The following is a 23,734-nucleotide window of genomic DNA, read 5'->3' as shown; positions in this document are numbered from 1 at the left end:
TTAAACAGCAAAATCAGTGATCATGCCCATCTGCAACTTCTGTAACTTTTTCATTTTTTGTGGTGACTTTGCTTCGGTCATAAACAACTTTACCGTTGAAAACTGTCATGACAACTTGTGCATTTCCCAATGCGGTCGGTGCAACTTTAAATAGATTTTGATCCATAATGACCAGATCAGCAGCTTTACCTTTTTCGATAGAACCCGTTTCTTTTTCAGCAAAAATGGCTTCAGCACCATTGATGGTATGGCTCTGAATCATGTCTGCAAGTGGAATACCCGATTGCACACCTTGGGCAATACGTGTCATTGGGAAAAACTCACGCACAGGGTAGTCGCTTGATGATGTCAGTGCTACGCCCGCATCAAAAAATGCTTTTGGTAGAGGATGACCATCAGCGCGTACACCGAGTTTCAGGAAGCGTGGAATCGTTGGAATCGCCTCGTCACTCACATGGGTAATCATATGGCGCGCATCACGTTGACCATTTTGTTGTTGTGCATATTCATAAGCATCTAGCATTAGATTATAAGTACTTGTTGGACCAATATCATGAATATAGATACGGAATTTTTCTTTATCCAATGCAGCAACCGTTTTCTTTAAAACTTCTTGATCCCAAACGACCGAACCATAAGTACTGCTTGCACCTGTACCAAAAATTTTGATGGAATCTGTCTTAAAGAACTGTCCTTTATATTTCGCACGACGCTCAATAAACCCAGCAATTTGTTCTGTACCTCGTGTTTCGTCTGCCCATTGTAAAAGGTCATAACGTACAGTGAGTTTAGATTCACTATCCAAAGCTTTCATTGCATCTAAGAAAGAATCTGTTGGATAATGTATTGGAACTAAAACAGAAGTAACACCACGCTGTGGAGCAAGATCTTGTTGGAAAGAAAGCACAGCATTTTTATATTCATCAACAGTAAAATCAGGCTGTGGTAAGACTTGAATCACCAAATTTTGCGCACCAAATTCACGTAAAATACCTGTAGGTTGACCATTTTTATCACGGTCAATAAAGCCGCCTGCTGGGTCTGGTGTCTGAGCGGTAATTCCTGCATTTTTTAAAGCACGAGTATTTGCCCAAACTTCATGATGACCATGGGTAATAAAGACCGCAGGAATATCTTTGCCAACAATTTCATCAAGTAGTTGAGCAGGAGATTTACCTGTACTTTCTGCTTGTTCTAAAACATATTTCAGATTCCAACCCACACCACGGACTTGTTTTGCATCTGCATGTTTAGAAAGAAAATCTTGAGTTGCCTGTTTGTAGCCATCTAAACTTTGTGTATCAAGGTTGACCCAGTACATAGACTCAGCACGTAAATAAGCATGGTTATGAGTATCAATAAAACCTGGTAGAAGCATTTTCCCGTTTAAATCGACAACCTGAGTTTTATCACCACGCCAATCTTTAAGTCCAGCACTCGTACCGACATAAACAATTTTTCCATCTTTCACCGCAACTGCTTCAGCCTCAGAATGTTTGGCATCTACCGTATAGACAGTACCATTTTCAAAGATAAGGTCAGCTTTTTGCGTTGTTGAAGTTTGATCATCATCGTCATCATCACTACAAGCACTCATTGAAAGTGCAAGCGTTGCAGCGATTGAGCTTAGACATATTTTTTTAAAAGTCGGTGATTTAAAAACAGGTACAGCGAATCCTTGCAAAAGTTGCTTCATGCGAATTTAATCCTTGTTCTTTAGATGATTATTGACTTGCGATCCATGTGCAAAGTGCTTTTAGCCAATATATTGACTTAAATTAAGGTAATCAGCTGTTCCTATGAAGTCAAAAACTTACTTGGTATGTTTTTATGTGATAAAGGTATTAAAGTTGAAGCATATTGCCCTTGTAAGAATAGATTAAATCAAGATGATTCCAGAAAAAAAGCAGCCTTTTAAGCTGCTTAAAATGATTAGTTTATTATTTTTTAAATGTTTATTCTGATTGATCTTTTAAACTAAAGAACCAGTTTAAAATCAACGCTGCAAATGTTGCAGTACCAATTCCGCCTAAGTTAAAGTCACCAAATTGCAGTGCAAAATCACCTGTACCTAAAATAATGGTGACTGATGCAACCATCAGATTTTTATTTTTGGAAAAATCAACTTTATTTTCAATCCAGATTTTTGCTCCTGCAATGGTAATTAAACCAAAAACCACAATGGAAGCACCTGTTAAAATAGCCGTTGGAATGGTGTGAATGACAGCACCAAACTTAGGTGAAAAACCTAAGAAAATAGCAAATACACCTGCAATGACAAAAACTACAGTTGAATAGACACGAGTCACCGCCATTACCCCGATATTTTCACCATAAGTGGTCATCCCAGGTGCACCCACGCCACCAGAAAGCGTCGTCGCAACACCATCAGCAAAAAAAGCTTTACCAATTTGTGGATCGAGGTTTTCGCCTGTCATCGCACCTACAGCTTTGATATGACCTAAATTTTCAGCGACTAAAATTAAAGCAATCGGTGCAATGATTAAAATTGCATTCATATCAAATGTCGGTGAATGAAAGCTTGGCAGACCAAACCATGCAGCATCTTGGATAGGTTTAAAGTCAATTGCTGTGCCATAGCCCATGACATTGGAAACAATGAAATAAATAAAATAAGAGGAGACTAAACCAAGCAGCAATAATAGACGTTGCATTAAACCACGTGTAAAGACGGCAACGACACCCATACAAAGTACAGTGACCAATGCCATCCACATATTAAAGTTATTGCCTGCTACACTTTTGACTGTGACAGGAGCAAGGTTTAAACCGATGATCATGACTACCGCACCTGTGACGACAGGTGGCATGAGTTTCTCAATCCAACGAGTGCCCGTTACCATGACCAATAGACCAAAAATGGCATAGATAATGCCGCATGCCATGATGCCACTAGCAGCCGCAGCAATATTGGGATTGGCAGCACCTGTGCCAGAGGCTGCATAACCTGTTGCAGCAATCACCACACCAATAAAACCAAAACTTGAACCAAGATAGCTTGGAACGCGACCACCTGTCATAAGAAAGAACAGGATGGTACAGATACCAGACATTAAAATAGCCAGATTGGGCTCAAACCCCATGAGGAAGGGTGCAAGTACGGTTGAGCCAAACATCGCAAAAGTATGTTGTATGCCTAAAACGGCACTTTGAGCAGGAGGTAAATACTCATTGGTACCGACAGGTTGCGAGTTAATATCACCTGTATAGGGACGCCATTTGGGGAACCAGTTGGACATAAATTGAGCGCTCAAAAAACAAATTGCGCACATGATACTCTTTCTTGTTTTGAGTTTTAATCATTTTAGTCAAACTAAAGGATTGCATTTATTAGAAATAATTTATTATTTTTACCATATGGTAAAACTATTGATAGATCTAACCAAATAAAATCAAAGTATTAAAAATAATACAAATAAAAAAAATGCATAATTAAATATTGAATTACTGATTAAAAAATTTATTTATTATTTATGAGAAATATAAAATGCTTGATCGGATTGGCATTTTTGATCAATAGAAGAGAAAATTTAGCTTTCTCTTCTATTGTGTTTCAACGTTTTATTTAACCTGTATTGCGTAAACCTGCGGCAATCCCAGCAATACTGACCATGAGTGCATGATCGACAGGAGTGTGTTCAGCCTGACGTTCAGCCAAATAAGCACGACGACGTTTCATTAACTCCGCTTGTAATAAATGCAAAGGGAGCAAATACGGTTTTCGTACTTTCATGGCTTGATCAAGGACTTCATTTGAGCTTAAAAGTTTCGATTCACCTTTCATTGCCAACAATGTTTGTACTGCATCATGCAAGCGTTGACGTAATTCAGCACCTAAAACTTTCAAGTCTTCATCATCGGTTAGATGCGATTCATAATATAGTGCAATGTTGGAATCGGCTTTGGATAAGACCATTTCCAGCATATCAATGAGGGTTTGGAAATAAGGCCATTCGGCAAGCATTTCATCTAATAAGGCTTTCTGACCTTGATCAATCACTTGATTGATTGCAGCGCCAGTACCAAGCCATGCGGGTAACATTAAACGAATTTGTGTCCATGCAAATACCCACGGAATCGCACGTAATGACTCGATCCCACCACTGACTTTACGTTTGGCAGGACGTGAACCAAGCGGTAGCATTTGTAATTCAAGTTCAGGCGTTACGGTACGTAAATATTTCACAAAATGTGGGTTTTCACGCACGGTCTGACGATAGACCTGAACCGATAAATCGGTCATGATGTGCATCAAATCACGCCATTCCTGTTTCGGTTCAGGCGGTGGCAGTAGCGTTGCTTCAAGCGTCGCTGCGGTATAAATTTCCAGATTTTGTAGTGCGATTTCTTCCAAACCAAATTTAAAGCGAATCATTTCGCCTTGTTCAGTCACGCGAATCGCACCTGAAATAGACCCTGGTGGTTGTGAGAATAGTGCTTGTTGCGTTGGTGCACCACCACGACTGATAGAGCCACCACGACCATGGAACAGCGTCAATTGTACGCCGTGTTGTTTTGCCACAGCAGTTAATTCTTCTTGGGCACGATACTGCGCCCAGTTTGCTGACATGAAGCCTGCATCTTTAGCCGAGTCTGAGTAGCCGATCATGACTTCGTGTTTGCCCTGAATATGCTGTTTATACCAATGCATATTGAACAGCGTGTTCATGGTTGCTGCTGCACCATCTAAATCTTTCAGGGTTTCAAACAGTGGAACGACACGCAAAAAGTGTTCAATGCCTGCTTCTTTTTGCAAGAGTAAAACAGCTAAAACATCACTTGGGTATTCCGCCATAGAGATGATATAAGCCCCTAAACTTTCTTTTGGCTGTTCCGCCAAAGTACGCATAGTGGCAAACACTTCTTGTACATCAGGATGTTCAATCAAGCTATTGGCAGGTTCATTTAAATGTTTAGGCAAGAGCGGACGTTTACTTTGTAACTCTTGAATGAGGAAGTTTTGACGTGCTTGTTCCGTCCAAGTTTCAAAATTTCCCAAACCTAAATATTCAGTAATTGCTGAAATGGCTTGACGATGACGACCTGATTCTTGACGAATATCAAGTTTGAGTAATTCGATGCCAAAACAGTTGACCCGATAAATAAAGTCGAGCAATTTGCCATTGGCAATTTCAGGTAAATTACTATCAATCAATGAGCGATAGCACAGAAGAAGTGGCTGTAATAACTCATCTTTATGACGAATGATCAGACTGCGGTCAACATCGGAGTGTTGTCCTTGTAATTTGCTCGCAAGCCATTGGCGAGTTGCTTTTAAGCGAGTGCGTGTTGTGCGTAGATATTCACGATAAGGTTCAGGATGCTGCCCACCTAAAGCTTGTTTGAGTTCATTTGAACATGCTTCGATAGAAAGTTCCCAGCGCAGATCTTCAATATCACGAACATATAAATCTGCTGCCTTCCAGCGTGATAACCATAAGACTTCTTGGGTAATATTATGCGTGACATTTGGATTACCATCACGATCTCCACCCATCCATGATGCAAAACGAATTGGGGAAATATCTAAAGGCAATGGTTTTTTGCAATGTTCTTGAACCAAGTGGTCTAGTTCACGAATAAACTTAGGAACAGCATTCCATAATGTTTGTTCAATGGTGGTAAAGCCCCATTTTGCTTCGTCTACAGGTGTAGGTCGGTGTTGACGAATTTCATCCGTTTGCCATGCTGAACAAATTAATTGTTTTAAATCTGCTAAAACTTCAGCACGTTGTTTAGGGGTGAGCTTTTGTTGATCAAATTTTGATAGGCAATCATTAATGCCATCATATTTTTGAATCAGCGTACGGCGGCTTACTTCAGTCGGGTGCGCAGTTAGTACCAACTCAATACTGAGTTGACAAATTTGTTGGTAAAGCTGCTGTGTACTAATTTCTTGAGTTTTAAACTGTTCAAACAATGGTACAAGAACATTGGGTGAGGGCTGCGTTTCATCAAATTCACTTTGGCGACGACTACGCACCACATGATATTGTTCAGCAATATTAGAAAAATTCAAAAAATGTGAAAATGCACGGGTTAGTGGCAAAATCTCATCATCTTTTAAATGAAGAAACAATTGTTCGAGTTGTTTTTCTGCTTCGATTTGACCATCACGTGCACCTTTGGCTAAAGCACGAATTTGTTCAATTTGATTAAACAAATCTTGTCCAGCTTGTTCTTTTAAAGTTTCCCCTAAAAGATTTCCGAGCAAACGTACATCCTCACGCAGTGGAGCATTAATTTGTTGAATCATTGCTATTCTCCAGTTCTTATCCTTTTGACTATAACTCGCTATGTTGAGATTCCAAGTACACCCCTACAAAAGTAGAAAAGCAGTCGGTTATTTCAACAACAATTGTGCTTTTAAAAAATAGTATGCCGTAAAATCTGCATAATCTTTATTTAGAAACTTAATACATTGACTATAGGCTATAACGTAAAAGAAATAGATGAATACTATCTTGAATAATTTGATATTTTTCTTGTTCATCGGGTGGTTGACGAATACCAAGCAGAACTTCGTGATGACGAATGCCCAATAACAATGACAAAATTAAATTTGTTTGTTTTTCAATATCATCAGCTTGAATGAATTTTAATGCGATGGCTTGTTCAAAGAAATCTTGCCAGACTGTACACATTTTTTGGTGTGAAACATTATAAAACTGTAGTGCTAAAGGGTTCTTTTCAGCAGCAAGTTCTAAAAGTAAATGCTCAAGCTTAATGGCTTCAGGCAAAGAAATAATATTTAGTGCGAGTTCACACACTTGATAAAAACACATTTGAAAATTACTTTCAGCAGTCAAACCTAATGGTCTAGCATTAATTGAAGCTTCACAGGTTTGTTCAATTGCACAGGTAAATAAATTTTCTTTATCTTGAAAATGGTTATAGACCGTCAGTTTGGTTACACCTGCTGCTTTAGCAATTTGATTCATGCTTGAACCATGATAGCCATGTAATAAAAATAAGGCTTTAGCAGCTTCTAAAATCTGCTTGCGCTTTTCTAAGTCCTTAGGACGACCAACATGTGCTTGCACTAAATTTTCCAAAAAAAAGTCAAATAGGTCATTTACTTTTATGGTCATTTTTAATTAATGTACCTTGCGGTATATTAATTAAAAGTTGAACCTTTGTTAAAGTGATTGAACATGGATGAACATATGTGAGGAATCACATGATGGATAAAATATTCATTCACCTAACTGCTATTCTGCCCGAAAAAAAACGTTTCAATAAGAGCATTGTGTATGAGTATTTTAAAATCAACTGTGATCAGTTTAATGATGGTATGTGGTGTGATTTTAGTGGGGTGTCAAAAACAAGCGCCAGAAGCAGAAGAAATTCCTTTTGTTATGGTAACGCAACCTACAATGTCGCATGAAGAACAAAAAAGTTATGCTGGTGATGTACAAGCACGACAAACGACAGCTTTGGCTTTTCGTGTGGGTGGACAAATTACGGAACGTTATGTGGATGTTGGGGATCGGGTCAAAGTTGGGCAAACTCTTGCAAAGCTAGACATCAAAGATGCTCAGTTACAATTAAATTCAGCCACAGCCCAACTGGAAAATGCACAATCTGCATTAAAAATTGCAGAAGATGAATTTAAGCGTTTTCAACAACTTTTACCAAGCCATGCTGTGAGCCGCTCACAGTATGATGCTGTCAAAAATCAATATGAAGCAGCAGCTTCGACCTTAAAACAAGCACAAGCTCATTATGAAATAACAACCAATCAAACAACCTATAATCAACTCATTGCCAATAAAAATGGGGTGGTTACACAACGTAATATTGAGGTTGGGCAAGTCATCTCAGCAGGGCAAGCAGCATATCAATTGGCAATTGACGGTGAACGAGAAGTCGTCATCGGTGTTCCAGAGCAAGCCATTGGTCAGATTAAAGTAGGGCAAAATGCATGGGTCACATTGTGGTCAAAACCACAGGATAAATTTGCGGCTTATGTACGTGAAATCTCACCTGCGGCAGATCAATCCCGTACTTTTAGTGTGAAAGTTACATTAAGAGAAGGGCAGTCTGTGATTCAGTTGGGGCAAAGTGCTCGCGTGTTTTTTAGCCAAAATGTTGACAATGTTTTAAGTGTGCCTTTGTCTAGTGTTTCAGCAAATAATCATCAAGCTTATGTTTGGGTGGTTAATCAAAATCAGACGATTCGAAAAGTTCCTGTCAGTTTAGGTGCTTATGGTCGTGATAGTGTGCCTATTTTAAATGGTTTAAATGCAACGGATTGGGTGGTGATTGGTGGTGTGCATTTATTACGAGAAAAACAAAAAATCAAACCTGTAGACCGTGAAAATAGAACAGTCACTTTATCGGCAGGAGTAAAACCATGAGTCACGACATGAAATTTAACTTGTCAGAATGGGCACTCAAAAATAAAGGTTTAGTGCTTTATTTTATGATTTTACTCGGTATTGTGGGGATATTTTCTTATTCAAAATTATCACAAAGCGAAGACCCGCCATTTACCTTTAAAGTGATGGTAGTACAGACCTATTGGCCGGGTGCAACCGCAGAAGAAGTTTCTCTACAAGTCACAGATCGTATTGAAAAACAATTGATGAGTACGGGCTTATATGATCGGATCGCAGCCTATTCACGCCCAGGTGAATCATTGGTGACATTTGTTGCCAAAGACTCTTTAAAATCTAATCAAATTCCTGATGTTTGGTATCAAGTTCGTAAAAAAATTGGAGATATTCAGCACCAATTACCGAGCGGTGTGCAAGGACCATTTTTCAATGATGAGTTTGGTGATACTTTTGGAAATATTTATGTTTTAACAGGCAAAGATTTCGATTACGCCACTTTAAAAGAATACGCTGACCGCTTACAGCTCCAGTTACAGCGTGTTAAAGATGTAGGGAAAGTTGAGTTAGTTGGCTTACAAGACCAAAAAATTTGGATTGAACTTTCAAATACCAAAGCTGCTCAATTAGGAATTCCTGTAACAGCAATTCAAGAAGCCTTACGTCAGCAAAATAGTGTCGCAAGTGCAGGTTTTTTTGAAACAACAACAGACCGTATTCAAGTTCGTGTAGGGGGGCAGTTACAGTCTGTCGATGACCTTAAAAAAATGCCTTTGTTAGTGGGCGATAAAACCATTCAACTGGGTGATGTTGCTGAGGTTTATCGAGGCTTTAGTGAGCCTGCGCAACCACGTATGCGGTTTAATGGTGATAATGGTATTGGTATTTCAGTATCTATGCGTAAAGGAGGCGACATTATTGCCTTGGGCAAAAACTTAGAAACCGAATTTACCCACCTACAAAAAACTTTACCACTGGGTATGCAGCTACAAAAAGTTTCTGATCAGCCTGTTGCAGTGCAACGTAGTATTCATGAGTTTATTCAGGTTTTAGCAGAAGCTGTCATTATTGTTTTATTAGTGAGTTTCTTCTCACTCGGGTTTCGTACAGGTTTAGTTGTCGCATTTTCAATTCCTTTAGTTTTAGCAATGACTTTTGCAGGAATGAATTTATTTGATGTCGGGCTACATAAAATTTCCTTAGGTGCTCTCATTTTAGCACTCGGTCTTTTGGTCGATGACGCCATTATTGCTGTTGAAATGATGGCAATCAAAATGGAGCAAGGCTATAGCCGTATGAAAGCCGCAGGTTATACATGGACAAGCACGGCTTTTCCTATGCTGACTGGGACATTAATTACCGCAGCAGGTTTTTTACCGATTGCAACCGCAGCATCGAGTACGGGTGAATATACACGCTCTATTTTCCAAGTCGTGACCATTGCTTTGGTGGTGTCTTGGGTGGCAGCCGTGGTTTTTGTGCCTTATTTAGGCGATAAACTTTTACCAGATTTTAATCAAACAGCCCAAAAAGCACCATGGTATCAACGTCTATGGGCGCGTTTACGTAAACAACCTGAACCAACCCCTATCGTGCATCATACGGGTGAACATTATGATCCATATCAAACTAAGTTTTATCAAAGCTTTCGAAAGTTGGTCAACTGGTGTGTAAATTATCGTAAGACCGTGATCACGCTGACTGTAGGTATATTTATTTTATCAGTGATGATGTTCAAGTTAGTACCACAACAGTTTTTTCCACCTTCCAATCGAGCTGAAATTTTAGTTGATCTTAAGCTCGAAGAAGGTGCTTCTCTGGTTGCAACCGAAAAAGCAGTCAAAAAAGTCGAGGCATTTTTATCTAAACAAAAAGGGATTGATAATTATGTTGCTTATGTCGGTACAGGTTCTCCTCGCTTTTATTTACCGCTTGATCAGCAGTTACCACAAGCAAGTTTTGCCCAGTTTGTCGTTTTGGCATCTTCTTTAGATGATCGTGATGAAATTCGTAAATCTTTAGATACGCAAATTCGCCAACTATTGCCTGAGGTGCGTACTCGTGTGGCGTTACTAGAAAATGGTCCACCTGTAGGTTATCCAATTCAATATCGTATATCGGGAGAAGATTTAAATACAGTTCGTCAGTTAGCACATAAAGTTTCAGCTTTGGTCAGTCAAAATTCAAATACGACTAACGTGCATTTAGACTGGGGCGAACCAAGTAAAATTATTTCTTTAGAAATTGATCAAGATCGTGCACGCCAAATGGGCGTGAGTAGTCTAGATGTTGCCAATTTTTTAAATAGTTCAATTTCAGGGGCAATGATTAATCAATATCGTGAAAAAAGAGAGCTTATTGATATTCGTTTACGTGGTGAACAGGCTGAACGGATTGAAGTCGGATCTTTAGAAAATTTGGCTGTGCCAACGAGTCAAGGTGGTTCAGTGCCATTATCTCAAATCGCCAATATTCAATATAAATTTGAAGATGGTTTAATTTGGCATCGTAATCGTTTACCAACAATCACAGTACGTGCAGATATTCGTAGTGCTTTACAACCAGCAACAGTAGTGGGTGAGCTAGCAGACAGTATTGAGCAATTACGTACTGAATTACCCAATGGTTATTTAGTTGAAGTCGGTGGCACAGTAGAAGAGTCAGCCAGAGGACAAAGTTCTGTCAATGCAGGAATGCCATTATTTTTAGCTGTCGTGTTTACACTCTTAATGATTCAATTAAAAAGTATTTCACGCTCCTTTATTGTATTTTTAACAGCACCTTTGGGTTTAATTGGTGTTGTTTTATTTTTATTAATCTTTAATAAGCCATTTGGTTTTGTTGCTATGCTCGGTACAATTGCATTATCAGGCATGATTATGCGTAATTCACTGATTTTGATTGATCAAATTGAGCAAGATATTCAGTCTGGACAAGATCAATGGAATGCAATTTTAGATGCAACCGTTCGTCGTTTTAGACCGATTATTTTAACTGCACTTGCTGCGGTACTTGCAATGATTCCATTATCACGTAGTATTTTCTTTGGACCAATGGCAGTTGCCATCATGGGTGGTTTAATTATCGCAACACTTTTAACACTATTTTTTCTACCTGCGCTTTATGCCGCGTGGTTTAAAGTTAAAAAACAAGTAAAAACTTCCTAGAAATATATGAATTGTAGGTGCGAAATTTTGAAAAATTCAATATAGTAGCACCTCATATTTTACAGCTAGTCGCATTAGAAGTTTCCACACAAAATATGTAAAATGATGTGATGGATTGAGGTATAAAAATCACCTATGGGGCAAGACAATCTCAAAGTACATCGTCGTTATATGACGATCTCGTATATTTTCCTATTTCTCGCATTATTTACGATTATCAGTGCTCTTATTTCGTACTTTTTAGCACGTAAAGTTGCGATGTCCGAACATGCAGAAGTATGGATTCATGCTCAAGCATTATGGGTGATGCGTAGTGTGGTCATTTTCTTAGTTTTGGCAGCATTTGCTGCATTGTGGTTTATTCCGCTCATTTTCTTTTATTGGGATTCGATGCTTTGGGTTAAGGCATGTACTGTGATTGGTGTAATTTTTAGTGCAATTTCATGGTTATACCTCTTAAATGCATGGTTTAAAGGTTTCAATAAATATCTTATTAGTAAAGCTGTATTTTAATTTTTTTACTGTGAACGCTTGTAAAAGCGACGGGTCGTCCCCATTTTAGTTGACAGTAAGAATTGATCAAAATTTTGTGGAGCATCGCCAATCATGGCTAAACGTGATTATTATGAGGTTTTAGGTGTTGCTAAAACCGCTAGTGATGATGAAATTAAAAAAGCCTACCGTAAGTTGGCGATGAAATATCATCCAGACCGTAACCCTGACAACCCTGAAGCTGAAGATAAATTTAAGGAAGCTGCTGAAGCTTATGAAGTTTTATCTGACAGCGAAAAACGCAGTATGTATGACCGTATGGGACATCAAGCGTTTGAAGGTGGCATGGGCGGTGGTGGCGGCTTTGGCGGTGGTGGCTTTAGCGCAGAAGATATTTTCAGCCAATTTGGTGATATCTTCGGTGGTGCGTTCGGTGGCGGCGGTCGTAGCCAACAACGAACCCGTCGTGGCTCAGACCTACGTTACGTCATGGAATTAACCTTAGAAGAAGCAGTTAAAGGCGTTAAAAAAACGGTGACTTTTACTGCACCAGCACCATGTGATGTATGTGATGGTAAAGGTTCTAAAAATCCAAATGATGTAGAAACGTGTAAGACTTGTCATGGTGCAGGTCAAGTGCGTATGCAACAAGGCTTTTTCTCGGTACAGCAGACATGTAGTACGTGCCGTGGACAAGGGAAAATCATTAAGAACCCATGTAACACCTGTCATGGTACAGGCGTAAAAGACCGTCAGCAAACACTTGAAGTGACCATTCCTGCGGGTGTGGACAATGGCGATCGCGTGCGTTTGACAGGCAAAGGCGAAGCAATTCGTGATGGTCAAGCAGGTGATTTATACGTTGAAGTTGTCGTACGTGAACATGAAATCTTCCAACGTGATGGTGCAGACCTTTATATGGATGTTCCTGTTAGCATCGCTGATGCTGCTTTAGGTAAAGAAATAGAAATCCCGACTTTAGAAGGTCGTGTGAGCTTAAAAATTCCTGAAGGTACTCAAACAGGAAAAATGTTCCGTTTACGTGGTAAAGGTGTGACCCCTGTACGTAACAGTATGCGAGGTGATTTGCTGTGTCGTATTGTGGTAGAAACACCAGTCAACTTAACAGCACGTCAACGTGAATTGTTAAAAGAATTGCAAGCAACAATGGATGGTGATGACAGTACATCATCACCAAAGAAAAAATCATTCTTCGATCGTTTATTTGACTAACTGATCGTATGATGAAATGAAAAGCCAACTTTGATGCAGAAGTTGGCTTTTTTATTGAAAATAAACAACCTTATTCAAATCAAAAACATGAGATGAAAGTGCTTTTATGAAACAGGATTTAGCTTTAGTAATGGCATTGCCAAGTGAGTCAAAAGGCTTATTTGAACAAGAAAGTATTGCTGTGCATTATAGTGGTATCGGAAAAGTGAATGCTGCATTTAAAGCATTTGAAATTATCCAGAAAACGCAGTGTAAAACTTTATTAAATTTAGGTACTGCGGGAAGCTCAACGTTTAATGCGCATGAATTGGTTGAGGTTACGACATTTGTACAACGTGATATGGATGTATCACCTTTAGGCTTTGAGGTTGGAATTACCCCAATGGATGAGCATTTTCCAAGTGCTATTGAAATAGAGCCTTATTTTCAAGACTTGCCGAAGGGGATTTGTGGTACAGGTGATAATTTCGAAATTAGCTTACCTAAAGTGAAATGTAATTTAGTCGATATGGAAGGCTATGCATTAGCAAAAGTCTGTAAAAAATTGGGTGTGCGTTTAATTTCAGTAAAATATATTACTGATGGTGCAAATGAAACCGCACATTTAGATTGGGAAGAAAATTTATTATTAGGCGCGCAAAAATTATTAGATTTATATAAGCGGTTTTAAATTTTTAAAATAAAATCTGGCGACCATAGCAAACTATGGTCGTATGCCAAAACAATGTTTGAGCTTTAAGGATGATCGATTTATCTTGGAATTACACCATATAAAATCATATGAATCGTGTGTTCAATTGCACGTTGATACATACTTTTATTTCTTAAAGTCTTGCCTGTAACCATTTCCATCTGTGTACTAAAATCGGCATAATTTTGTGTTAAGCCCCAGATATTAATAATCAGAAGTTCAGGGTCAATTTGCGTTGAAATTTTACCTTGCTCTTGCCAGTTTAAAATCACTTTTGCTTTACGCTTAAATAATTTTTTTAATGGACCTTTTAAGATCGGTAAAATATGAGGCGCACCCTGAATAATTTCTAAAGCAAACAGCTTAGAGGCTTTTGGTTGCGTTCTAGAAATTTCAATTTTTGTCATTAAATAATGACTTAACGCTTCAACAGGCTCTAATTCTGATTCAAGCATTTGTAAAGGCGCTAACCATTTTTGCATGACTGTTGTTAGCACTTCGACATACAAGGCTTCTTTATTTTCATAATAATAGAAAATATTTGATTTGTGCATTTCGGCAAGCTGAGCAATTTCCTCTAAACTCGCGCCATTAAATCCGTAGATTGAAAATACGTCTAAGGCTGCATTGAGTAACTGCTGTCTTTTCTGAGCACTCTTTTTTTGTTCCATCGCATCACTGGGTCTAAAAAATAACATTTAAATTGTACGGTAAAACGTTTGATTTGTGCACAGGTCTGCTCGACTATTTTAAAATATTATTGAGTTTTATTATGAAGTTTTATTATTTAATGTCGAATATGCATTTATTTAGTTTATATGCACAAAAATAATGCAATAATTATAAAAATATAAGAAAAAATAAATGGTTTTTTTAAGCTTATTTTAATATTGAACATAATATAAAAAGTAAATTTGTTAAGAAATTTTAATAAATTTGTGATCACGTTAAAATAAAATGACAACAACTCTAAATTAACTTTAAAGTTGTTGTTTGAATTTTATACTATGAATTAAGTAGACAATACTGCTTGTAAAATTTGTTGTTCAAACTCGGCAAAAGCGATGCCTTTCTGACGAGGTCGTGCCAAATCAATATTAAATTGTTGAGCAATATGTCCCTTGTCTAACAAAATGATGCGATCGGCAAGTTGTACTGCCTCACTGACATCGTGAGTGACCAAAATCGTGGTAAAACCTTGTTCTAGCCATAATTTTTCAATCAAACTTTGCATTTCTAGTCGTGTTAAGGCATCTAAAGCACCCAATGGTTCATCCAAGAGCAGAACACGTGGTGTGTGAGATAAGGCACGTGCTAAAGCTGTACGTTGGCGTTGCCCACCTGAAAGTTGAGAGGGCCAGAGTTCCGACTTTTCTTTTAATCCGACTTTTTCCAGTAATTGTTCAGCTTTTGGATATTGGGCTTTATCTAAACCCAATTGAACATTTTTAAGAATACTTTTCCAAGGTAATAAACGTGGATCTTGGAACATGACACGAATATCATCTGCGGTAATGCCTTCACGAAAATTAATTTGCGATTTAAACTTAATTTCACCATAACTAGGTTGTTCTAAGTCGGCAATTAAACGCAATAGGGTGCTTTTACCACAACCACTGCGTCCTACAATGGCAATAAATTCTCCTGCTTTGATGTTTAAATCAAGATCTTCTAGAACTTTTACATCACCATAATATTTGTGTAATTCAGTGATATCGATTTCTGCACCAATTTTTTCATTATCTGCTGCAACATTTTCAGGCGTTGTAACAAACTCGTGCGCATATTGGCTGATGCTTAAATCCGTCATAATCTAGCTCCTATTTTTGATAGCCTGAGTGCCAACGCAATAAATATTTTTCTAAATATTGTGCAAAAACATCGGCAAATTTACCTAATAGGGCATAGAGTAAAATCCCCACCAGTACGATATCTGTTTGTAAGAACTCTCGAGCATTCATGGTCATATAACCAATACCTGATTGCGCTGAAATGGTTTCAGCAACAATCAGTAAGACCCAAACCAGTCCAAGTGAAAAACGTAAACCGACCAAGATTGAAGGCATTGCCCCTGGTAAAATAATGTCTTTGTACAGTTGCCAACGGCTTAAACCATAGCTTTTACCCATCTCAATCAATTGTGGATCTACAGAGCGGATACCGTGATAAGTATTGATATACATCGGGAAAAATACGCCCACAGCAACCAAAAACAACTTGGCTGATTCATCGATACCAAACCATAAAATGACCAGTGGAATCAAAGCGAGCGCTGGAATATTACGGATCATTTGTAACGTTGTATCGAGTAAATTTGATGCAACTTTTGACGAACCATTGAGTAAGCCTAAAAATAGACCTAAACCACCCCCGACTAATAACCCCATCAAAGCACGTCCTGCACTGACTTTGACATGTTGCCAAAGTTCACCACTGAGCAATAACGTCCAAAATGCCGAAATTACAGCAGTAGGTGCAGGCAATACACGACTTTCAAGCAAACCTGTTTGAGAGGAAATTTGCCAAATCAGAACCAATAAAATAGGTACGATCCAAGGTAACAGGCGTTGTCCAATTTGTTTCGTTCCACGTGAAACGGAACTATTTTTTACTTGATGACTTGGTTTGGTCGCTGCATTCATGCTGACTCCTTTAAAGGAGTTTTATGTTCCTCTGCGGTATAGTTATTGGCAACGATTTCACCAAATGGACCTGTTAAATTCGGTTGTGTAAGTTTTTGGCGTGTTTCAATCGGCAGTAAAGGGAAGACCAATTCAGCAAAACGAATTGATTCTTCTAAGTGTGGATAGCCTGAGAAAATAAATGTGCTAATGCCTAAATCAGCATATTCTTGAATACGGTCAGCAACTGTTTGTGCATCACCAACCAAAGCTGTACCCGCACCACCACGTACTAAACCGACACCTGCCCAAAGGTTAGGTGACACTTCGAGTTTACTTCGGTCTCCATTATGCAGTTCAGCCATACGGCGCTGACCAACAGAGTCCATTTGTTTAAATTTCTTTTGTGCTGCGGCAATCGTTGCATCATCGACATATTGGATCAGTTCATTGGCTGCTTGCCATGCTTGTTCATTGGTTTCACGCACAATCACATGTAAACGAATACCGTAATTTAACTGACGACCTTTAGCTTCAGCTTTGGCTTTGACGACAGCTATTTTTTCTTTGACTGCGGCAGGTGGTTCACCCCATGTTAAATAGGTATCGACCTGATCGGCTGCCAATTCAATCGCATCTTCAGAAGAACCGCCAAACCAAAGTGGCGGATAAGGTTGCTGAATCGGTGGATAGAGTAACTTGGCATCTTCTACGCTTAAACGTTCACCTTGAAAACTAAAAGACTCGCCTGTGTGTGAGCGCTTTAAAATTTCACGCCAAATGGTGGTGTATTCTGCGGCAGTTTTATAACGTGTTGCATGGTCTTCATAGACACCGTCGCCTTTTAACTCTTGCTCATCGCCACCTGTCACAAGGTTGAGTAACACGCGACCATTCGATAAACGGTCAAAGGTTGCTGCCATACGTGCAGCAAGGGCAGGAGTGGTCACACCCGGACGTAAAGCCACAAGAAATTTTAAGTTTTTTGTCGCATCAATTAAGCTTGCTGCTGTAATCCACGGATCCTCACATGAACGCCCTGTTGGAATAAGAACACCTTCATAACCTAAGTTATCAACTGCAACCGCAATTTGCTTCATATAAGCATGATCGACTTGACGAGCACCTTTACTTGTACCCAAATAACGACTATCACCGTGTGTTGGAATAAACCAAAAAATTTTCATCACTTGCGTCCTTTTAAATTATTTGCCAGTCCAAACGACTAGCTTGATATTGATCGGTTTAGGAATAATGTTCAGTTCAGCAAAACGATTTGCCAGTTGTTGCTGATCTGCAATGACTTTGGCGTTGAGTGGTGCTGCAAAAGAAGGTTTTGGGCGACGTTGAATAAATACCGTACTGATGTTTGGTTTTAAACCTGTGCTTTGAGCAATACTTTGCGCCGTCTCTTTTTGATGTGTTTGTACCCATTGATCAGCCAGATTGATCTGTTGAATAAAACCAGTCACTGCTTGAGGATGTTGTTTTACAAAATTTGGTGAAGCTAAATAAAATGTGTAGTTAGGACTTAAACCTTTACCTGAAGCCAATACACGTGCTTGGTCTTCAATTTGTGCAGAAGCAAAGTAAGGATCCCAAATTGCCCATGCATCGACGGCACCTTTTTGAAATGCTGCACGAGCATCCGCAGGCGTAAGCCAAATGGGTTGAATATCAGACCATTGCAAACCTGCTTTACGCACCGCCTGTACCAATAAATAATGTGCACTAGAGCCTTTTTGTAGCGCGATGCGTTTCCCTTTGAGTTGACTGAGTTGCGTCAATTTTGAATCCTTAGGCACTAAAATCGCAGATGCCAAGGGTTTTGCTGCTTCATAGGCGATGTAATACAATGGTTTATTGGCTGCTTGAGCATAAACAGGCGGTGTATCGCCAGTTACGCCAACATCAATTGAACCCACTGCAAGTGCTTCTAAAATTTGTGGACCAGCAGGAAATTCATTCCAAGAGATTTTGGCATTGGGAAATTCTTTTTCATACAATTGTTGTTGCTTCGCGATTGCCAAGTTAATGGAGCTTTTTTGAAAGCCAATGCGTAACTCTTTGACGCTTGGGTCTACTGCCCAAACTACAGGTGAACCCAACATCGCACAAGCCACCAACATTGCAGTCATGCCATGCTGTGTGAACTGAGGCTGTAATGGTTTTGGTGTCTTGTTTTGCTGTTGAGTCATATTATTTCCCTCAAATTAATGGGCTAAAATAGCCGCTTGAATATTGATTTTGTTTGGAATAAGTTTTTGCTGATAAAAAGCATCTGCGACATATTGCTGTTCTTTCGCCACTTCATTTGAAATAGGTTTCACCCCAAATCCCATACGAGAGATAGACGTGCTGAGTATCTCTGTCGATAACCCTGTTTGTTGTTCTAAAAGCTTTGCTGCATCTGTTTGATGCTGTGAGACCCATTGTGTTGTGGTGTTGAGTTCATTCACGACGGTTTTTAGGACATCAGGATGTTGTTCTGCAAACTCACGATCTGCCAAATAAAATTGGTGATTACTGACGAGGTTTTCTCCTGTTGCCAGAACTTTGGCACCAAGTTGTTGCTCTGCTGCGGCAAAGAACGGATCCCAAATCACCCATGCATCCACAGCACCTTTTTCAAATGCTGCACGGGCATCGGCTGGAGGCAAATACACCACATCAATGTCAGAAAATTTTAAATGGTTGGCTTCAAGCAACTTGAGTAATAAATAATGGACATTTGAACCTTTATTTAAAACAACACGTTTACCTTTGAGTTCTTGGATAGATTGAATGTTTGAATCTTTCGGTACAATTAAAGCTTCAGCTTTCGGTGCAGCAGGCTGATTGGCGATATAGACCAGTTTCGAGTTCGCCGCTTGTGCAAAAATAGGCGGTGCTTCACCTGCCTCACCAAACACTACACTGCCGACATTGAGACCTTCTAAAAGCTGTGGACCAGCAGGGAATTCTACCCATTTGATATTGATGCCTTTTTGTTTTAACGCTTTGTCCAGATCACCACGCGCTTTAATAATGGGGAGTAGACCATATTTTTGATAACCAATATTTAAAGTGGTAGTTTCTGTTTTTTTTGAACATGCAGATAGCATCATAACGGTGGCAAGACTCGCACTGAGAATGGTAATTTTTTTCCATGTCGGTTGAAATGAACGAGTCATGAGTTATGTTGCCCCTACGTTAAAAATAAAGTGAATGAGCAACAGCTTAGAGAGCTTTGTATTTTCCAAAAAATAAGTTTTATGTGATTGCTAATGAAAAAAAAAGATAAAAAAATAAAAGCTAAACTTAGCAAAAAATAAGCAATTTAAAATGTATTCACTAGAAATAAGAGTTAATTAAATATTTGAAAAATATAATTTATTTTATATTTATTTTTATAGATATAGATTGCATCAAAATGAATATAGGATTTGATGCAATCTATTGATATAAGCTTAGTGAGAATTGTGCTAATGGCTATTCAGATGTCATACAGAACGGAATCAAGAAATACGCTTTTTAAAAACCATAGAGTTACGTTGGTAGTTATACAAAGCTTGGCGTGCTGAAGGTAGGTCGTCAACGCTGGCTTTAGAGAAACCATGCTCAATAAACCAATGTGCAGTACGTGTAGTGAGTACAAACAGTTGTTGAATTCCAAGTTGTTGTGCTTTTTCTTCAAGAAAATGCAGAATTTGACTGCCACGATTGGACTTGCGATAACTTGGATGTACAGCAACACAAGCTATTTCAGCAGATTGAATTTCATTTTCTGTTGCAGGAATTGGATAGAGCGCAGCACAAGCGAGAATCGTACCATCGCGTTCAATCACAGCAAATTGATCAATTTCATTTTCTAAAAGTTCACGTGAACGATAGACCAAAATGCCTTCTTCTTCGAGTGGACGCAATAGGTTGATTAAGCCACCAACATCACCAATATTTGCCATGCGCACTTCTTCATAATGGGCATCAGTGATCATGGTGCCGTGACCATCACGAGTGAATAATTCCTCAATTAACGCGCCATCATAGGCATAAGACAGTAAGTGAACGCGATGTACGCCTTTGAGTGAAGCTTCCTTGGCATTATGTAAATGGAGTGCGATTTCAAAATTAGAATCTTGAAATTTTTCAATATGTTGATCGAGTTGGTGCGGTGTGATCTCTCTCAATAATTGCCCATGTTCATCTAACAAACCTTGTTGATTGCCTAAAAAAATCAATTTATCGGCTTTGATATGAATCGCTGTTTTGGTTGCGACTTCTTCTGCTAATAGATTAAAGACTTCACCTGTAGTGGAGTAGCCTGTAGGACCCAGTAAAACAATATTTTGGCTGTCTAAATGCCGTTGGATAGCTTCGGTATCTAGGCTGCGGACTTCACCTGTCAGTTGAAAGTCCACACCATCACGGATGCCATACGGTTTTGCAGTCACAAAGTTACCAGAAACGACATCTATACGTGCCCCAAACATCGGAGAGTTGGCTAAACCCATTGAAAGTAGCGCTTCGATTTGCAAACGAATAGAACCAACAGCGTTCATCACTGCAGGTAAAGACTCGCGTGTCGTCACACGTCGATTGATATGAATTGGGCTTTGAATATGCTTTTCTTTTAAATTTGCATTAATTTGTGGGCGCGCACCATAAACAAGAATCAGGCGGATCCCAAGTGAATGTAAGAGCGCAATATCATGAATAATATGCTGAAAATTCTCATGTAGAACCGCTTCACCAGCAAACATGAGCACAAATGTTTTGCCGCGATGTGCATTGATATAAGGCGCAGAATGACGAAACCAATGCACATATTGTTGGGTGGTGCTTTGTGAAGTTTCTAAAATGTCAGTTTGCATGTAAGCCATCTCAATAGGTCATATTCAATTTGCAATTCTAAACAAAAAAAATCACTTCGGTATATGAACCATAAAAAAACACCTTATGTCTTTTAAAAACATAAGGTGTTGGGAGAGATTTTTGAGTTTAACGAACAACTTTGACAATTTTATGATTTGTCGTATTCATTAATACATATTGACCATTCACTTTATACCATTGCTGATGTTTGGTCGGTTTGTTCAAGTTTTTATGTTGTTTATAATCAATTTTATAGCCAGCACTACGATATTGACTTGGGAAGGCATTGCCTGTTTTCCACGATTGTTGTTGTGATTGTGCATGCTGTGTATGGGTATTATGTTTTACAGTTTGTTGATGCGTTTGGCTGCTGTGAGATGTATGTGTAGCATGTGAATGATCTTGTGGTGCAGCCATTGCAGATGTTGCAACAAGTGCGCTTAATGATAATGTAATTGCGCTAACTAAACTTTTCATTGACTCTGCCTAACCTTATGTTTGTGCCTTTCGATGAGTTAAATTTACGTGAAAAATATAGAGAAACGATGAAGTAAATTTGAAAATATGTATTTAAAAAACGTTATATTTATCCATAAATATATTTAAATTATCAAAATAAGAAAAAGCCCAATATAAATTGGGCTGTATGGGGTTTTCTAGAAATTCTAATTTTTAACCAATGATGCGAATAATACGATTATTTCGTTCATTCACTAATACATAGTCACCATTTACTTTATACCACTGTTGGTATTTGCTCGGTTTTGGCAATTGGCGATAATTTTTATAATTTACCTGATAACGTGATGAGCTAAATTGGCTTGGTAAATACTGCCCAGAACGCCATTCACGACTTGGATTTACACGATTATTATGCTGGTTGTTATGTTGATTGTTGTGACGATTATCGTTATTCCAACGGTGATCATTTTTATGATCCCAATGGTTTTGTTGGTAACGATTGTTATGGTCACGATGATAGTCATTTGGTACAGCCATTGCAGATGTTGCAACGAGTGCGCTTAAAGATAATGCGATTACAGAGAGTACACTTTTCATTTGATTCACCTGAATAGAGCTGATTTCCTTCGATAGAATCAATTTACTCAACAATTAGAGATAAATGGTGAGTGCTATTGAGTTGAATTGTGAAATGTATGAAGAATTGATGGAGAACAAAAAGCGAATATTGTTTTATATTCAAAATAAGATCAGTATTTTCAACGCTTGATGTAAAATTTAAGACAGATAAAAAAATAAAGAGAAGACCATTATGACGATAAATTTTTTTTTTGATTACTTTTTTCACCAGTCTCATCAGTATTTATCTCTTTCAAATCATGCGTCACTTGTTTCGTTATCAAACGCCCAGTCATAACCGCCTAGAAATAAGTCAATACACAAAAGTCTTTTTCATCCTATTGGCAATAGCTGCAGGCGCAATAGCAATTTGGATTTTAACAGGGCATGTGGAAAAAAAGTAGCAGATTGCTGCATGGGTCATCTGTGGGCTATTTGCTTTTCTTGCCAATACTTTCTTATTTTTGGCACGTAATTGGTATATCGAATTGCATGAAAATTGTGTTGTTTATAATCGAGGTGTTGGAAGGGATCGGACGATTTATTTTCATGAGATTACGAAATATCGCCATTTAGATATTTTAGGAAAACCCCATGTGCGAATATATAATCAGCAAGGTTGGAAGATTGATATTCCTTTCGCTTTTATTGAACAGCATCCATTAATGTATTGGATCGACTTGCATAAACCGCAGAGGCATTGAATTACACCTATGGCATTCAGCAACAGCATACATGTAAAGTGTACGCTATTTTATTATGATAAGCATTGTGAGATGGTCAATAGATACTGATCACATCCCACGAATATTCACGATATTATTACTGTCTGAGTCAACTAAAATATAGTCGTTATTAATTTTGTACCATTGTTGATTACGAGATGGCTTAGGTAGATTACTGTCTTTATAATCGACTTTATAACTATTACCACGATAATGTTGCGGCATGACATAACCTGTTTGCCATTTGTGTTGTTGCAAACGTTTTACACCACGTTCTTCACGTTCACGACGCTTTTCTTGAATATCATCGTCATCATAGTCACGTGCATTACGCCCACGATTTCCACGGTCGCCTTTTTCACCACGTTCATAACCACGATCATTGTCAAAATGAGGTCCTGCACTGGCGATTTGCATGTTCATCAGTGTCGATAAAGAAATGGCGATGATCGCTAAAATCTTTTTCATAGGAGCCCTCGCTTTTTTGAAGTGTTGTTTTTCACATCACTAATGT

19 protein-coding genes are annotated in these 23,734 nt (G+C 38.6%); 5 read left to right on the top strand and 14 right to left on the bottom strand.

What is annotated here, in order from left to right; all coding sequences use genetic code 11:
• Positions 1 to 13: 13 nt before the first annotated feature.
• From HX005_RS15200 to HX005_RS15185, 4 genes are all read right to left on the bottom strand, one after another.
• Complete coding sequence (locus HX005_RS15200) at positions 14 to 1,696, bottom strand: amidohydrolase (RefSeq protein ID WP_286377990.1); 1,683 nt, start codon at positions 1,694 to 1,696, stop codon at positions 14 to 16.
• Positions 1,697 to 1,955: 259 nt separating this feature from the next.
• Entirely contained in the window at positions 1,956 to 3,260 is a 1,305-nt protein-coding gene (locus HX005_RS15195; protein ID WP_286377989.1) for a solute carrier family 23 protein, read from the bottom strand.
• Positions 3,261 to 3,586: 326 nt separating this feature from the next.
• Positions 3,587 to 6,277, bottom strand: coding sequence for a phosphoenolpyruvate carboxylase (gene ppc, locus HX005_RS15190; protein ID WP_286377988.1), 2,691 nt, complete (start codon positions 6,275 to 6,277; stop codon positions 3,587 to 3,589).
• A 169-nt stretch (positions 6,278 to 6,446) separates the two neighbouring features.
• Positions 6,447 to 7,064 (bottom strand): TetR/AcrR family transcriptional regulator, encoded by a 618-nt coding sequence (locus tag HX005_RS15185; protein WP_107009195.1) that lies wholly within the window; start codon positions 7,062 to 7,064, stop codon positions 6,447 to 6,449.
• Positions 7,065 to 7,274: 210 nt separating this feature from the next.
• On the opposite strand from HX005_RS15185, the gene HX005_RS15180 reads away from it, so the two are divergent.
• The 5 genes from HX005_RS15180 (at position 7,275) to HX005_RS15160 (ending at position 13,919) form a co-directional block, all read left to right on the top strand.
• On the top strand, positions 7,275 to 8,381 hold the full coding sequence (locus tag HX005_RS15180; protein ID WP_286377987.1) for an efflux RND transporter periplasmic adaptor subunit: 1,107 nt from the start codon (positions 7,275 to 7,277) through the stop codon (positions 8,379 to 8,381).
• 8 nt (positions 8,382 to 8,389) lie between these two features.
• Positions 8,390 to 11,524, top strand: a complete 3,135-nt coding sequence (locus HX005_RS15175) for an efflux RND transporter permease subunit (protein WP_286378003.1) — start codon at positions 8,390 to 8,392, stop codon at positions 11,522 to 11,524.
• 135 nt (positions 11,525 to 11,659) lie between these two features.
• The gene (locus HX005_RS15170) at positions 11,660 to 12,037 is read left to right on the top strand and encodes a hypothetical protein (protein WP_107009181.1); all 378 of its coding nucleotides are present in this window, start codon (positions 11,660 to 11,662) and stop codon (positions 12,035 to 12,037) included.
• 93 nt (positions 12,038 to 12,130) lie between these two features.
• On the top strand, positions 12,131 to 13,249 hold the full coding sequence (dnaJ, locus tag HX005_RS15165; protein ID WP_286377986.1) for a molecular chaperone DnaJ: 1,119 nt from the start codon (positions 12,131 to 12,133) through the stop codon (positions 13,247 to 13,249).
• Between the two features lie 106 nt (positions 13,250 to 13,355).
• A complete protein-coding gene (locus tag HX005_RS15160; protein WP_286377985.1) occupies positions 13,356 to 13,919 on the top strand; it encodes a 5'-methylthioadenosine/S-adenosylhomocysteine nucleosidase family protein in 564 nt (187 codons plus the stop codon).
• Positions 13,920 to 13,999: 80 nt separating this feature from the next.
• Here the strand turns inward: HX005_RS15160 and HX005_RS15155 are convergent, their stop codons facing one another.
• From HX005_RS15155 to HX005_RS15110, 10 genes are all read right to left on the bottom strand, one after another.
• Positions 14,000 to 14,611 carry a TetR/AcrR family transcriptional regulator gene (locus HX005_RS15155; protein ID WP_107009193.1) on the bottom strand — a complete coding sequence of 204 codons (612 nt, stop codon included), beginning with the start codon at positions 14,609 to 14,611 and terminating at the stop codon, positions 14,000 to 14,002.
• A gap of 341 nt (positions 14,612 to 14,952) precedes the next feature.
• Positions 14,953 to 15,750, bottom strand: a complete 798-nt coding sequence (locus HX005_RS15150; protein ID WP_286377984.1) for an ABC transporter ATP-binding protein — start codon at positions 15,748 to 15,750, stop codon at positions 14,953 to 14,955.
• A gap of 10 nt (positions 15,751 to 15,760) precedes the next feature.
• Positions 15,761 to 16,582 (bottom strand): aliphatic sulfonate ABC transporter permease SsuC, encoded by an 822-nt coding sequence (gene ssuC, locus HX005_RS15145; RefSeq protein WP_286377983.1) that lies wholly within the window; start codon positions 16,580 to 16,582, stop codon positions 15,761 to 15,763.
• On the bottom strand, positions 16,579 to 17,748 hold the full coding sequence (ssuD, locus tag HX005_RS15140; protein WP_286377982.1) for an FMNH2-dependent alkanesulfonate monooxygenase: 1,170 nt from the start codon (positions 17,746 to 17,748) through the stop codon (positions 16,579 to 16,581). The genes ssuC and ssuD overlap by 4 nt, the downstream gene beginning before the upstream one ends.
• An 18-nt stretch (positions 17,749 to 17,766) precedes the next feature.
• Positions 17,767 to 18,699: a sulfonate ABC transporter substrate-binding protein gene (locus tag HX005_RS15135; RefSeq protein ID WP_286378002.1), complete on the bottom strand. Its 933-nt coding sequence runs from the start codon at positions 18,697 to 18,699 to the stop codon at positions 17,767 to 17,769.
• Positions 18,700 to 18,774: 75 nt separating this feature from the next.
• A complete protein-coding gene (locus tag HX005_RS15130; protein WP_286377981.1) occupies positions 18,775 to 19,734 on the bottom strand; it encodes a sulfonate ABC transporter substrate-binding protein in 960 nt (319 codons plus the stop codon).
• 324 nt (positions 19,735 to 20,058) lie between these two features.
• On the bottom strand, positions 20,059 to 21,414 hold the full coding sequence (gene argA / locus HX005_RS15125; protein ID WP_286377980.1) for an amino-acid N-acetyltransferase: 1,356 nt from the start codon (positions 21,412 to 21,414) through the stop codon (positions 20,059 to 20,061).
• A 127-nt stretch (positions 21,415 to 21,541) separates the two neighbouring features.
• Positions 21,542 to 21,892: an RcnB family protein gene (locus HX005_RS15120; RefSeq protein WP_286377979.1), complete on the bottom strand. Its 351-nt coding sequence runs from the start codon at positions 21,890 to 21,892 to the stop codon at positions 21,542 to 21,544.
• 195 nt (positions 21,893 to 22,087) lie between these two features.
• Positions 22,088 to 22,474 (bottom strand): RcnB family protein, encoded by a 387-nt coding sequence (locus tag HX005_RS15115; protein ID WP_286377978.1) that lies wholly within the window; start codon positions 22,472 to 22,474, stop codon positions 22,088 to 22,090.
• A gap of 815 nt (positions 22,475 to 23,289) precedes the next feature.
• Positions 23,290 to 23,688 carry an RcnB family protein gene (locus tag HX005_RS15110; RefSeq protein ID WP_107009170.1) on the bottom strand — a complete coding sequence of 133 codons (399 nt, stop codon included), beginning with the start codon at positions 23,686 to 23,688 and terminating at the stop codon, positions 23,290 to 23,292.
• Positions 23,689 to 23,734 lie beyond the last annotated feature (46 nt).

Origin of the sequence: Acinetobacter sp. R933-2, from assembly GCF_030325485.1 — a bacterium.
Classification (GTDB): Bacteria; Pseudomonadota; Gammaproteobacteria; order Pseudomonadales; family Moraxellaceae; genus Acinetobacter; species Acinetobacter sichuanensis.
This window is presented reverse-complemented; position numbering and strand designations above follow the sequence as displayed.